Annotated in this window: 9 protein-coding genes; all 9 read right to left on the bottom strand. The window is 73.1% G+C overall.

Features of this window, described 5'->3' with window-relative positions:
- Positions 1-325: 325 nt before the first annotated feature.
- A complete protein-coding gene (locus QOZ88_RS21355) occupies positions 326-1015 on the bottom strand; it encodes a DUF3566 domain-containing protein (protein ID WP_306001705.1) in 690 nt (229 codons plus the stop codon).
- A gap of 131 nt (positions 1016-1146) precedes the next feature.
- Positions 1147-3615, bottom strand: a complete 2469-nt coding sequence (gene gyrA / locus QOZ88_RS21350) for a DNA gyrase subunit A (RefSeq protein WP_306001704.1) — start codon at positions 3613-3615, stop codon at positions 1147-1149.
- A 103-nt stretch (positions 3616-3718) separates the two neighbouring features.
- On the bottom strand, positions 3719-5749 hold the full coding sequence (gyrB, locus tag QOZ88_RS21345) for a DNA topoisomerase (ATP-hydrolyzing) subunit B (protein WP_306001703.1): 2031 nt from the start codon (positions 5747-5749) through the stop codon (positions 3719-3721).
- Between the two features lie 408 nt (positions 5750-6157).
- Entirely contained in the window at positions 6158-7945 is a 1788-nt protein-coding gene (locus QOZ88_RS21340; RefSeq protein WP_306001702.1) for an ABC transporter ATP-binding protein, read from the bottom strand.
- 14 nt (positions 7946-7959) lie between these two features.
- Positions 7960-9018: a hypothetical protein gene (locus QOZ88_RS21335; RefSeq protein ID WP_306001701.1), complete on the bottom strand. Its 1059-nt coding sequence runs from the start codon at positions 9016-9018 to the stop codon at positions 7960-7962.
- A 43-nt stretch (positions 9019-9061) separates the two neighbouring features.
- Entirely contained in the window at positions 9062-9562 is a 501-nt protein-coding gene (locus tag QOZ88_RS21330) for a DUF721 domain-containing protein (RefSeq protein ID WP_091930877.1), read from the bottom strand.
- On the bottom strand, positions 9559-10737 hold the full coding sequence (gene recF, locus QOZ88_RS21325; RefSeq protein ID WP_306001700.1) for a DNA replication/repair protein RecF: 1179 nt from the start codon (positions 10735-10737) through the stop codon (positions 9559-9561). Before recF ends, QOZ88_RS21330 begins: the two co-directional genes overlap by 4 nt.
- Positions 10738-10876: 139 nt before the next feature.
- On the bottom strand, positions 10877-11848 hold the full coding sequence (gene gnd, locus QOZ88_RS21320) for a phosphogluconate dehydrogenase (NAD(+)-dependent, decarboxylating) (protein WP_306001699.1): 972 nt from the start codon (positions 11846-11848) through the stop codon (positions 10877-10879).
- Between the two features lie 103 nt (positions 11849-11951).
- Positions 11952-13112 (bottom strand): DNA polymerase III subunit beta, encoded by a 1161-nt coding sequence (gene dnaN / locus QOZ88_RS21315; RefSeq protein ID WP_306001698.1) that lies wholly within the window; start codon positions 13110-13112, stop codon positions 11952-11954.
- Positions 13113-13786 lie beyond the last annotated feature (674 nt).

Raw genomic sequence — 13786 nt, 5'->3', positions numbered from 1 at the left:
CGAAAGGACGACGGCCACGGTCCGCCCACCTGGGGACGGCACGTGGCCGCGGTGTCGTCCCGAGTGGGGCCCGGAGGGTCCCGCGAAAGGACGACGGCCACGGTCCGCCCACCTGGGGACGGCACGTGGCCGCGGTGTCGTCCCGAGTGGGGCCCGGAGGGTCCCGCGAAAGGACGACGGCCACGGTCCGCCCACCCGGGGACGGCACGTGGCCGCGGTGTCGTCCCGAGTGGGGCCCGGAGGGTCCCGCGAAAGGACGACGGCCACGCTCCGCCCACCCGGGGACGGCACGTGGCCGCGGTGCGATCCGGAGGATCGCAGTGATTCAGTCCCGTTCGGAGAGCGTGACCTCGAGCCCACCGACCAGGTCGGAGCAGAGGTTGTAGATGAACGTGCCGACGGTGCACAGCGCGGTGAGCAGGACGACGTTGATCGCCCCGATGACCGCCGCGCCCCAGAACACCACGCCGAGGGTCACGACGTCGCCCGTGGACTCCGCGCCCGACGCGCTGCCGATCTGCCCGAACAGGTCGTTCACGGCCTCGAAGACGCCCAGCCCGCCGAGGACCATGTACAGCAGGCCGACCGCCACCATCCAGATGAAGAAGAGGGCGATCGACAGCATCAGCGAGATCTTCAGCGCCGACCAGGTGTCGATGTGGCGCACCTGCAGGCGGGCGCGGCGCGGGCCGCGGCCGGCCTTGCCCCGGCCGGTCCGTGCGCTGCCCACGCCGACGCCCACCGGGCCGGCGCCACCCTCGGGGCCACCCGCGGGCGCGTCACCGTCGTCCGAGGGCGCCTGCTGGGGCGCGTCCTGGGACGCCGCCCCCTGCTGGGCCGGCGTGGCGCCGGTTGCCGGGTTCAGCGGCTGGGGGACGACGGGCGCCGTGCCCGTGCCGGGGGCCTGGGCCCGCTGGCTCCCGGTCGCGGGGATGGACTGCGTCGGGGCCGGCTTGCCGTCCGTGGGGGTGCTCTCCGCCGCGCTGCCGTCCCCTGCCCGGGAGTCGGTGCGCACCGAACCGTGCGTCCGGTGGGACAGGCCAGCCCCCCGGCCCCCCGCGGCGCCGCCGCTCCTTCAGTTCCGGGCTCCGCGGCGGCTTCGGGCCGCCGCGGAGCCGCAGTCGCTTGCGTGACTAACTACTCACCCTAGGCCGGAGGCTCGTCGTTGTCCGTCGTACGCGCGATCGCCACGATCGACACGTCCTCCGGCAAGTTCATGAGCTTGACGCCCATGGTGGCCCGGTCCTTGTTGTGCCGCACCCCGTTGACCGGCGTCCGGATGACGCCGCCACCGGAGGTGATGGCGTAGAGCTCGTCGCCGAGGGTCACCGCGAGCGCCCCGACGAGCGCCCCCTTGCGCGCCTTCGGGTCGGCCGTCAGCACGCCCTTGCCGCCGCGGCCCTGGTTCGGGTAGTTCTCGATGCCGGTGCGCTTGGCGAACCCGCGCTCGGTGGCGACGAGGACGTCGACCCCCTCCTGCGCGACGATCATCGACAGCAGGCGGTCGTCCTCGGACAGCGAGATGCCGCGGACGCCCTCGGTCGCGCGGCCCATCGGCCGCAGGGCGGCGTCGTCGGCCTTGAAGCGGATCGACATCGCCTTGCGCGTCACCAGCAGGAGGTCCTGCTCCGGGTCGATCAGCGAGGCGCCGACCAGCTCGTCGCCGTCGCGCAGGTTGATCGCGATGACGCCGCCCTGGCGAGGCGAGTCGAAGTCGGTCAGCCGGGTCTTCTTGACCTGCCCCTTGGCGGTGGCCAGCACCAGGTACGGGGCGACCGTGTAGTCCTTGATCTGCATGACCTGGGCGATCTTCTCGTCGCCCTGGAACGCCAGGATGTTGGCCACGTGCGCGCCGCGGGCCGTGCGGTTGGCCTCCGGCAGCTCGTAGGCCTTGGCCCGGTACACCCGGCCCTTGTTCGTGAAGAACAGGATCCAGTCGTGGGTGGAGCCGACGAAGAAGTGGTCGACGATGTCGTCCTGCTTGAGCTGGGCCCCCATCACGCCCTTGCCGCCGCGGCGCTGCGACCGGTAGAGGTCGCTCTTGGTCCGCTTGGCGTACCCGGTGCGGGTGATGGTGACGACGACCTCCTCCTCCGCGATGAGGTCCTCCATCGAGACGTCGCCCTCGTTGGGGACGAACTTCGTGCGGCGGTCGTCGCCGTACTTCTCGACGATCTCGGCGAGCTCGTCCTTGACGATCTGCCGCTGACGCTCCGGCGAGGCGAGGATGGCCTGCAGGTCGGCGATGCGGGCCTCGATCTCGGCGAGCTCGTCCATGATCCGCTGGCGCTCGAGGGCGGCCAGCCGGCGCAGCTGCAGGTCCAGGATCGCGACGGCCTGGATCTCGTCGATGTCGAGGAGCTCCATCAGGCCCCCGCGCGCCTCCTCGGCCGAGGGGCTGCGCCGGATGAGGGCGATGACCTCGTCGAGGTGGTCCAGGGCCTTGGCGTAGCCGCGCAGGATGTGCGCGCGCTCCTCCGCCTTGCGCAGCCGGTACCGGGTGCGCCGCTGGATGACCTCGATCTGGTGCAGCACCCAGTTGCGGACCAGCTCGTCCAACCGGAGCGTGCGCGGCACGCCGTCGACGATGGAGAGCATGTTGCAGCCGAACGACGTCTGCAGCTGGGTGTGCTTGTAGAGGTTGTTCAGCACGACCTTGGCGACGGCGTCGCGGCGCAGCGTGATGACCAGCCGGCGGCCGACGCGGTCGCTGGACTCGTCGGCGATCTCGCTGATGCCCTGGAGCCGGCCGTCCTTGACCAGGTCGGCGATGTTCTCGGCGAGGTTGTCGGGGTTGACCTGGTAGGGCAGCTCGGTGACGACGAGCTGCACGCGGCCCCGGGCGTCCTCCTCGACGGTGACGACGGCGCGCATGCGCACCGAGCCGCGGCCGGTGCGGTAGGCATCCTCGATGCCCTCTCGGCCGACGATCAGGCCGTGGGTCGGGAAGTCGGGGCCCTTGATCCGCTCCATGCAGGCGGTGAGGGCCTCCTCGGCCTCCGCTTCGGGGTGGTCGAGCATCCAGAAGACGGCCGCGGCCACCTCGCGCAGGTTGTGCGGCGGCATGTTGGTGGCCATGCCGACCGCGATCCCGGCGGAGCCGTTGATCAGCAGGTTCGGGACGCGCGCCGGCAGGACGACGGGCTCCTGGGTGCGGCCGTCGTAGTTGCCCTGGAAGTCGACGGTCTCCTCGTCGATGCCGGCCAGCATCTCCATGGCCAGCGGCGTGAGGCGGCACTCGGTGTACCGCATCGCGGCCGCCGGGTCGTTGCCCGGCGAGCCGAAGTTGCCCTGCCCGTCGATCAGCGGGTAGCGCATGGACCACGGCTGGGCGAGGCGGACGAGGGCGTCGTAGATCGCCGAGTCACCGTGGGGGTGGTAGTTACCCATGACCTCGGCGACCGGGCGGGCGCACTTCACGTAGCCGCGGTCCGGGCGGAAGCCCTGGTCGTACATGGCGAACAGCACGCGGCGGTGCACCGGCTTGAGGCCGTCGCGGACCTCGGGCAGGGCGCGGCCGACGATCACGCTCATCGCGTAGTCGATGTAGCTGCGCTGCATCTCCTGCTGGAGGTCGACCGCTTCGACGCGGTCGCGGGGTGGGGTCTCCGTCACGGTTCAGGTCTCCACAGGTCGGTGCACAGAGGTGGACAAAAGGCCAAGTCGACCGCTAAGGCCCCGTCCCGCCCCTCGGAGTGGGCCGGGACGGGGCCGGGGTTCAGACGTCGAGGAAGCGGACGTCGCGAGCGTTGCGGGTGATGAAGCTGCGCCGGGCCTCGACGTCCTCGCCCATGAGGATGCTGAAGACCTCGTCCGCGGCGGCGGCGTCCTCCAGCGTCACCTGGCGGAGGATTCGGGTCTCGGGGTTCATCGTGGTCTCCCACAGCTCGCTGGCGTTCATCTCCCCGAGCCCCTTGAACCGCTGGATCATCTCGTCCTTGATCTTGCGGCCGCTCTCGACGCCGGCCTTGACGACGGCGTCGCGCTCCTTGTCGCTGTAGGCGTACTCGTCGCCGACCTTGCCGCCCCACTTGATCTTGTACAGCGGAGGCTTGGCCAGGTAGACGTACTGCCCCTCGACCAGCGGGCGCATGAAGCGGAACAGCAGCGTGAGCAGGAGCGTGCTGATGTGCTGGCCGTCCACGTCGGCGTCCGCCATCAGCACGATCTTGTGGTAGCGGAGCTTGGTGATGTCGAACTCGTCGTGGATGCCGGTGCCGAAAGCGGTGATCATCGACTGGACCTCGGTGTTCTTGAGGACCCGGTCGATGCGCGCCTTCTCGACGTTGATGATCTTGCCGCGGATCGGCAGGATCGCCTGGTACATCGAGTCGCGGCCGGACTTCGCCGAACCACCGGCCGAGTCACCTTCGACGATGTAGACCTCCGAGTTGCGCGGGTCCGTCGAGCGGCAGTCGGCCAGCTTGCCGGGCAGGCCGCTGACCGAGAGCAGGCTCTTGCGGGCCAGCTTGCGGGCGTCCTGCGCCGCGCGCCGGGCGCGGGCCGCCGAGGCGGCCTTGGTGATGATCGTCTTGGCCTCGGTCGGGTTGGACTCGAACCAGTGCCCGATCTGCTCGTTGCAGATCTTCTGCACGAAGCCCTTGACCTCGGTGTTGCCGAGCTTGGTCTTGGTCTGCCCCTCGAACTGCGGGTCGCCCAGCTTCACCGAGACGATCGCCGCGAGGCCCTCGCGGATGTCGTCGCCGGTGAGCTTCTCGTCCTTCTCCTTGAGCAGCTTCTTCTCGACGGCGTACCGGTTGACGATCGAGGTGAGCGCCGCGCGGAAGCCCTCCTCGTGGGTGCCGCCCTCGTGGGTGTTGATGACGTTGGCGAAGGTGTGCACCGACTCGGAGTAGGCGTCGGACCACTGCATCGCGATGTCCACCGACATGGCCATGTCGTTCTTGCCGGTGCCCTCGGCGGAGAAGCCGATGACCGACTTGTGGATCGGCGTCCGCCGCTTGTTGATGTGGCCGACGTAGTCGACGAGGCCGCCGTCGTACCGGTAGGTGACCTCGGTGGGCTCGAACGCCTCGTCCTCGGCCTCGGTCGGCGTGGCCGCCTCGGCCAGCGACTCCTCGCCCACCCCCGTCTCGGCCTTGGCGTGGCCCGGGCGCTCGTCGCGCAGCACGATGGTCAGCCCGGCGTTCAGGAAGGCCATCTCCTGGAGCCGGCGGTTGATCGTGTCGAACGAGTAGGTCGTGGTCTCGAAGATGCCGCCGTCGGCCCAGAAGGTGATCTGGCTACCGCGCTTGTCGGTCGGACCGATTTCCTCCAGCGGACCCGGCTTGGCCTCGGTGTACTCCTGGTGCCACTCCTTGCCGCGGGTCCAGACGCGGACGTCGAGCCTGGTCGAGAGCGCGTTGACGACGGTGACGCCGACGCCGTGCAGACCGCCGGACACGCCGTAGCTCTTGCCGTCGAACTTCCCGCCCGCGTGCAGGACGGTCATGATCACCTCGACCGTCGGCCGCTTCTCGACGGGGTGCATGTCCACCGGGATGCCACGGCCGTTGTCCTCGACCCGGACGCCGCCGTCGGCCAGCAGGGTGACCTTCACGGTGTCGCAGTAGCCGGCCAGCGCCTCGTCGACGGCGTTGTCCACGACCTCCCACACCATGTGGTGCAGACCGCGCTCACCGGTCGAGCCGATGTACATACCGGGGCGCTTGCGCACCGCCTCGAGACCCTCGAGGACGGTGATGGAGCTGCCGGAGTAGGTGTTGTCGACCTGGGGTGCTGCGACCACGTGGGGCCTTCCTCTCGAGCAACCGGCGCGCCGGGCCCCGAGCACGCGCGGGGGGCCGGGACGGCGCAGGAGGGCGCTCAGCCGGTTGCTGACGGTTTTCGTCTCCCACGATAGCGCGAGGTACGACAGGAACCGTGCCGTGCACGCCCTGACGTCGTGTCTGCGCCGCTCGCAGGATGACCGCCACCATCCTGCTTGCCCTCCGCCCCGACACGCCGCCAGGGACGGCGCTGGCCGGTTCGAGGTCGCGCGCTCGTCGTCGGCACCGCCGGAGTTCCACGTGGAACACGGTCGCGGCGGCGCGGGACGGCGCTGCGCCCGCCGTCCTCCCGCGCCGTACGGCGTCCTCCCTCAGCGCCCACCGCGAGGGAGGACGCGCGAGGATCAGGTCACCTGATCCCGGCGGGATCACACCAGCAGCTGGGCCGCCGCGAGCTCCCGGTAGAGCGGGCTGTTGCCGACCAGCTCGTCGTGGGTGCCGCGCGCGACCACCCGCCCCTCGTCGAGCACCACGATCTGGTCGCTGTCGAGCACCGTGGACAGCCGGTGGGCGACGACCAGCAGCGCCCGACCCGCCGACGCCGCCGCCAGGGTGGTGCGCAGCAGCCCCTCGTTGCGCGCGTCCAGGCTGGCCGTCGGCTCGTCGAGCAGCAGGAGCTCGGGGCGGGCGAGCAGCGAGCGCGCGATGGCCAGCCGCTGCCGCTCACCTCCGGACAGCAGCACGCCCTCGTCGCCGACCAGCACGTCGAGCCCGCGCGGCGAGCGCCGGACGACGTCGGTGAGTCCGACGTCGGCGAGCACCGCCCAGAGCTCGGGGTCGGTGGCGTCCGGCCGGGTGAGCAGTAGGTTGTCCCGCACGCTGCCGGCGAGGACGGGGGCCTCCTGCTCGACGTAGCCGAGCCGGGCGCGCAGAGCCGCCCGGGGCAGGTCCCGGACGTCGGTGCCCGCCCACCGGATCGCGCCCCCGGAGTGCGGGTAGAAGCCCTCGATCAGCGCCAGCACCGTGGACTTCCCCGCCCCCGAAGGGCCGACGAGCGCGACCCGGCTGCCGGCGGCGACCTGCAGGGACACCCCGTGCAGCACCGGTGTCCCATCCGGATAGGCGAACGAGACGTCGTCCAGCTCGAGCAGCGGCGCGCCGGCCGCCGGCCCGGCCGGCCGCGACCCGGCCCGCTGCGGGCGCTCGTCGTCCTCCGGGGGCAGGGCGAGCACCTCCTGGATGCGGGTGAGGGCCCCCAGCCCGGTCTGCAGCTGGGTCCACGCGCCGATCGCCTGCCCCAGCGGCATGACCAGCAGGAACAGGTAGAGGATGAACGCCACCAGGGACGCCACGGTGATGGAGCCGCTCGTCACGCGGTAGCCACCGACGCCGAGGACGGCCAGGAAGGCGCCCTGCACGGCGATCGACCCGGCCGGCGAGACCAGCGCCTCCAGCCGGGCCACCTGGACCCCGGCCGCGTACGCCCGCCAGGCGCTCGCGCCGACGGCCGCGACCTCCCGCGCCGTGGCACCGCTGGCCCGGATGGTGCGCACCGCCGACAGCGCCCGCTCGACCGCCGCGGTCATCGCGCCGACCTCCTCCTGGGCGCGCTGGGAGAGCCGGCGCACGCCGCGGGAGGCCAGGACGGCGGTGACCGCACCGATGGCGACGGCCAGCACCGTCACGAGCAGCAGCCAGACATCGACCACGGCCATCGCCACCAGCGCGCCGACCCCGACCACCACCGAACCGGCGACGTCGACGACGCCGGAGGTGACCGTGGCGCGCAGCAGGGTGGTGTCCGAGCCGACGCGGGACATCAGGTCGCCGGTGCGCCGGCGGTCGTACTCGGCCACCGGCAGCCGCAGCAGCCGGTCCACCAGGGCGAAGCGGGTGGTGAGCACGAACCCCTCGGCCGTGCGCTGCAGGACGAACTGCTGCAGCGCCGAGAGCGCCGAGGCGGCCAGCAGGACGACCACGAGCAGCCCGACCGCGGGGAGCAGCGGCTCACCGGCCCCCACCACGTCGATGACCCGAGCCACGAGGGCCGGCTGGGCGAGCGCGGCGGCCGCCCCCACCAGGGACAGACCCGCGGCCAGCAGCAGCCGGCGGCGGTGCGGCCGCAGCAGCGGCAGCAGGTCGCGCAGCCGGGCGGCCGGGGGCGGCGCGGTGCCCCCGGCCGGCCCGGCGGAGTCCGTGGGGGTGGGTGCGGTCACGGGTACCGGCGCCGTCAGTACCCGGCGGTGAGCGCAGCGGTGATCGCGGTCAGCAGGCGCGCGTGGTGCTCGAGCAGCTGCGGCCGGTGCCCGTCGGGCCGGATCGCCGCCACGTGGTCACCCGCCCCACCACCCCCGCGGACGGCGGCCGACCAGAACTCGTCGCCGTCGTCGCTGCCGAGCAGCACGCCGTGCACGGCGGGGTCCTGCGCGAGGCGGCGCAGCCGCGGGTCGTCCTCCGCGGCCAGCAGCAGCCAGCGGGCGTCGAAGGTCTGGTCGCCGCTGGGCATGGGGACCAGACCGCCGGTCCGGTGCCGCCAGAAGCGCGCCGGGCTCAGCCGGAAGCCGGGCACGGTGCCCAGCATGGGGACGGCGGTGACCGCGTACTCCGGGACCAGGTAACGCCCCGATGCGTAGACGATGTCGAACGCGACCAGTTCCAGCGAGCCGGCCCGCCCGCGCAGGACGTTCCCGGCGCGGTGGTCCTTGGTGGCCCGCACCGGGGCGCTGGCGATCAGGTCGGCGAGGCCGGCGTCCTGCGGGGCGGTGCCGTCGGAGACGGTCCACCCCTGCTGCAGCGCCCAGCCCTGGGCCCCGACGAGGTCGCCCTCGTAGCGGAACACCTGCTCGACGGCGCCCGGCTTGCGCCGGCGACGGCCGAACAGCCCGCGCTGCGCCGGCTGCTCGGAGGGCGGGAAGCCCTGGGGCGGGGACTGCTCCTGCGGGTGCTGCGGCGGCGGGTACTGCTGCCCAGGCGGCACCGGCTGCGAGGGCGGGGCCTGCTCCGACGGCGGGACCTGGGGCGGCGGGACCTGGGGCGGCGGGACCTGGGGCGGCGGTGGCACGTCCGCGCGGGGGGCCGGCCGGTCGGGCTCCGCGGCGGGCAGGTCCCACCCAGGCGGCTGCCACGGCTGGTTCGCCGGCGGCTCGTCGCGCGGCGTCTTCCGGCGGTCGGCGAAGTTGGGGCGGTCCTCCTCGTCGCCACCACCGCCGCCGAGGTGCGGCGGTTCACGCCAGCCGCGGCCGTCGCCGTCGTCGAAGCCGTCCCGGTCACCGTCGCGGGGGGTGCTCATCCCTGCATCGTCCTCCCCGGCGCCGGCCCGCCGGGCGGGCGCCTCATCCGTAGGTGTCGCGCGGCCCCCGGCCGCGCACCGAACGCGGACCCTTCTTCCAGCTGGGAGCCGTCGGTCCGACAACGCGCAACCGCGTCACGACGTCCCCGCCGACCTGCGCGCGCAGCTTGCCCAGGATGGAGGGCGCCAGCAGCCGCAGCTGGGTGGCCCACGCCGTGGACTCGGCCACGACCAGCAGCTCCCCCTCGGTGAGGGTCTGCGGCCGGCAGTGCGACGCGATGTCCGGGCCTACGATCGCGTCCCACCGGCCGAACACCGACCCGACCTTCGTGCGGGCCGACCAGTCCTGCTGGTCGACGAGCGCGTCGACCAGGTTGCCGAGCGGCTGCGGGTCGTCGGCGCCCGGTCGCGGCCCGGTCCAGGTGCGGCGCGGGCCGGCGATCCGGCGCCGGGTCGGCCGCGGCCGGGACGCCGACGCGGCACGGGCCGCCTCGAGCGCGGCACGCGCGATGTCGCTGGGCCGTGCCGGCCGGTCGTCGCTCACGGATCGCCTCCCTCACCCACCGGGACCGCATCCTTCACCACGAACGCCATGCCGCGCCCCACCTCGACGCGGGTCCCCCGCAGCTCCACGGGCACGTCGTCGACCACGGCGGCGGTGATCAGCGTCTGCTCGGCCGACCGGGCGACGGCGGCCAGCGCCGCGCGCCGCTCGGCGTCCAGGGTGGCGAAGACGTCGTCCAGCACCAGGATCGGATCCTCCCCCTCGCTGCGCAGCAGCGCGAAGGTGGCCAGCTTCAGCGCCAGGGCCAGCGACCAGGACTCGCCGTGGCTGGCGAAACCCTTCGCGGGGGCCGGCCCGAGGTGGATCACCAGGTCGTCGCGGTGCGGGCCGACCAGCGTCATGCCGCGGTCGAGCTCGTCGCCCCGGCGCTCGGCGATGCGGGCGCGCATCGCCTCGGCCAGCTCCTCCACCGAGGGCAGCGCGGCGCCGGCGGGCAGGGCCGCGCCGTCACCGGCCAGCGGCACCGTCGAGCTGTACCCGAGCCCGGCCGCGACGGCGCCCTCCCCGGCGACGCCGGCGTAGGAGTCGGCGACGTGCGGGACCAGGTCGGCGACCAGCCGCAGGCGCGCGGCGAGGACCTGCGCACCGAGGTCGGTGAGGTGGCCGTCCCAGACGTCGAGGGTCTCCACCGCCTTGCCGCGCGCCAGCCGGGCGGTCTTGAGCAGGGCGTTGCGCTGCTTGAGCACCCGGTCGTAGTCGCTGCGCACCCCCGCCAGCCGGGGCGTGCGGGTGGCCAGCAGCTCGTCGAGGAACCGCCGCCGCTCGGTCGGGTCACCCCGGACGAGGGAGAGGTCCTCCGGCGCGAAGAGCACCGTGCGCACCAGCCCGAGCAGCTCGCGCGGCCGGGGCAGCGCCGCCCGGTTCACCCGCACCCGGTTGGCCTTGCCGGGGTTGATCTCGATCTCGACCAGCAGCTCCCGGTCTCCGCGGCGCAGCGCGGCCCGGACCACGGCTTGGCCCGATCCGTGGCGGACCAGCGGCGCGTCACCGGACACCCGGTGGCTGCCCATGGTGGCCAGGTAGCCGACCGCCTCGACGAGGTTGGTCTTGCCCTCCCCGTTGCGGCCGACGAACACCGTTGGCCCCGGGCCCAGGGCCAGGTCGACCCGTTCCCAGCTGCGGAAGTCGCCCACCTGCAGGTGCCTCAGGTACACCTCAGCACCCGAGGTGGGTGACCGGGGCGGCGGCCGTCCAGTGGCCCGCGCCGAGCCGCTGCCGGCCTACCGGCAGGGGCTCCGCCGCGAGCCTGCGAGCGGTGCGGGGCAGGGAGCTCCTTCCCGGGGGTCCTTCCGTTCACGCGGGCCGCTCGGCCTCCTGCGCCTGGACGGCGCGGACCGCGTGCCCGCCGAACTGGTTGCGCAGCGCGGCGACGGCCTTCATGGTCGGCGAGTCCTCCTGGCGGGAGGAGAACCGGGCGAACAGCGAGGCCGCGATCGTCGGCATGGGGACGGCGTTCTCGATCGCCTGCTCCACGGTCCAGCGGCCCTCGCCGGAGTCCTCCGCATAGCCGGAGATGCGCTCCAGCGCCGGGTCCTCCTGCAGCGCACGGACCAGCAGGTCCAGCAGCCAGGAGCGGATGACGGTGCCCTGCGTCCAGGAGGCGATCACGCCGGGGACGTCCTCGATCAGGTCGACCGCGGCGAGCAGTTCGTAGCCCTCCCCGTAGGCCTGCATCAGCGCGTACTCGATGCCGTTGTGGACCATCTTGCTGAAGTGGCCGGCGCCGACCGGGCCCGCGTGCACGTAGCCCGCGCCCGGGATCTCCTGCCCGGACTCGTCCACCGGGGCCGGCGGCTTCAGGGCGTCGAAGATCGGCTGCGCCTTGGCGACGTCCTCCTTCGTGCCCCCGACCATGAGCGCGTAGCCGTTCTCCAGGCCCCACACGCCGCCGGAGACGCCGCAGTCGATGTAGCCGATGCCCTTCTCGCGACACATGACGTCGTGCACCTGGTCGTCGGTGTACTTGGAGTTGCCGCCGTCGATGATCACGTCACCGGGGGCGAGGAGGCCGGCGAGCTCCTTGACGGTGGCCTTCGTCGGCTCGCCCGAGGGCACCATCACCCAGACGACGCGGGGCTCGGCGAGCGCCTCGACGAGTGCCGGCAGGCTCTCGACGTCCCGTTTCCCCGGAGCCCGGTCGTAGCCCACGATCTCGTGACCGGCGCGGCGCAGCCGCTCGGCCATGTTGCCGCCCATCTTGCCCAGCCCGATCAGACCCAGCTGCACGACTCGCCCCTCTTCGACCTCGACTGCGTTGACTGCCATCGTGCTCGCCCGGCACAACCTTGACACCTCGGGCCGCTCGCCGCGGCCCGGTCCAGGGGCTCGCCGCGAGCGTGCGAGCGGTGAGGAGGACCGGGCTCTCGCTTCACCCCGGCAGCCGCACCGGCATGATCAGGTACCGGTAGCTGCCGGCGCGCCCGGCCGGCACCGGCGGCGCGTCGCCGTCGGCCGGCGGCTCGTCGACGCCGGAGAGCACGGCGGGCTTGAGCGGGCTGGTGAAGTCCATGCGCGCCCGCTCGGTGTGCACGGCGGCCAGGCCGTCGAGGAGGAACGTCGGGTTGAACCCGATGGTGAGCGGCTCGCCGTCGAAGTCGACGTCGCAGCGCTCCTCCGCCTGCCCCTCGTCGTCGCTGCCACCCGCCCGCAGGGTCACCTGGCCCGGGCTGAACTCGCAGCGCAGCGGCGTCCCCCGCTCGGCGACCAGCGCCACGCGCTTGGCGGCGTCGGTGAACAGGCCGACCGGGAGCGTGGCGTTGGCGAACGACTCCGACGGCATGATCGCGCGGTACTTCACGAACTCGGCGTCCAGCAGCCGGGTGGTGGTCTGCCGGTCCTTGCCGGAGAGGCCGAGGATGCCCTCGCCGGAGCTGCCCGAGGACAGCGAGAGGGTGATCTCCGGCCCGCTGGTCAGCGTCTTCGCGGCCTCGGCCAGCGTGCGGGCGGGCACCAGCACCGCGGCCGACAGGCCCGAGGTCTGCGGGCGCCAGGCGAACTCCCTCACGGCCAGGCGGTAGCGGTCGGTGGCGGCCAGGGTGATCTGGTCGTCGTCGATCTCCAGCCGGACACCGGTGAGCATCGGCAGCGTGTCGTCCCGCCCGGCGGCTATGGCGACCTGGGCCACGGCCTCGCTGAAGACCTCGCTGTCGACGATGCCGGCCGCCGAGGGCATCGCCGGCAGGGACGGGTAGTCCTCGACCGGCAGCGTGGGCAGGCTGAACCGCGCGTTGCTGCAGGTGATCGCCAGGCGCGGCCCCTCGGCGGTGATCTCGACCGGGTGTGGCGGCAGCGCGCGGGTGATCTCGGCCAGCAGCCGGCCCGGGACCAGCACCCGTCCGCTCTCGCTGGTCTGCACGTCGACCTCGGAGCGCGCGGAGACCTCGTAGTCGAAGCCGGAGACCGACAGCTGGTTCCCGTCGGCCTCGAGCAGGATGCCCGCCAGCACCGGTACCGACGGCCGCGGCGGCAGGCTGCGCGCCGTCCAGGCGACGGCGTCGGCGAGCACCTCACGTGCCACCCGGAACTTCATCTCTCGACCCACCCATGCTCGGTCCGCGTCCGTGGGACCACCGGGGAGGTGGCCGCCACGGGCGCGGAGCTCGTCGTCCGTCCTGCCGCGGGGCAGAGGCTCCGCTGCGGTGCTCATCGTGCCTGTTGCAGCCCCTGGTGGGGAAACCCCGGTCCCTCGATGGGCTGCTGTTCTCCATGAGGCCTCGGTGATCGGCATCCGGGAGCCGGGAACCCTGCCCAACGGAGCGTCCCCACCCAGACTGTGGTTCGAGAATATTCCGGGATAACTCCTTCATCCTCGTCATCACTGGTGTGGAACCTGGGGATCGAGGCCCTTCGCGCAGGTCAGCGCCCGGATCGGGGTGTTGGCCGATTGTGGGCGGTCGGCGTCTCCCTGTTGTCGACACGTGGACAGATCGACGGTTGTGCACGGACACCGCCGGCGGTCCACCTGCTGTCCCCTGCGTCTCCCCGGCCCGTCCCCAGGTGGTGTGCACCGGGCGCGGGCGGTCGGCGGCGCCCCGTGCGGGCCGGATCACCTCGCACGGGCATACCTGCAGGTCAGCCGAGCGCGACCGGGATCCGGGGGGCTCGTCGGCCGGGAGCTGGGGGGTGCCGTGTCGACGGGTCGCGGAACGGTGCCGACCGGACTTTCCCCCAGCTGTGCACATCCCTGGGGACAACTTCTCGACG

This window comes from Blastococcus carthaginiensis (assembly GCF_030731085.1).
Lineage (GTDB): Bacteria > Actinomycetota > Actinomycetes > Mycobacteriales > Geodermatophilaceae > Blastococcus > Blastococcus carthaginiensis.
Note: the sequence above shows the minus strand (reverse complement) of the source record. Positions and strands in the feature narration are given on the sequence as shown.

Coding starts and splice junctions, on each gene's coding strand:
- gnd (WP_306001699.1), bottom strand. CDS start 11,848: ATGGCAGTCAACGCAGTCGAGGTCGAAGAGGGGCGAGTCGTGCAGCTG.
- dnaN (WP_306001698.1), bottom strand. CDS start 13,112: ATGAAGTTCCGGGTGGCACGTGAGGTGCTCGCCGACGCCGTCGCCTGG.
- QOZ88_RS21335 (WP_306001701.1), bottom strand. CDS start 9,018: ATGAGCACCCCCCGCGACGGTGACCGGGACGGCTTCGACGACGGCGAC.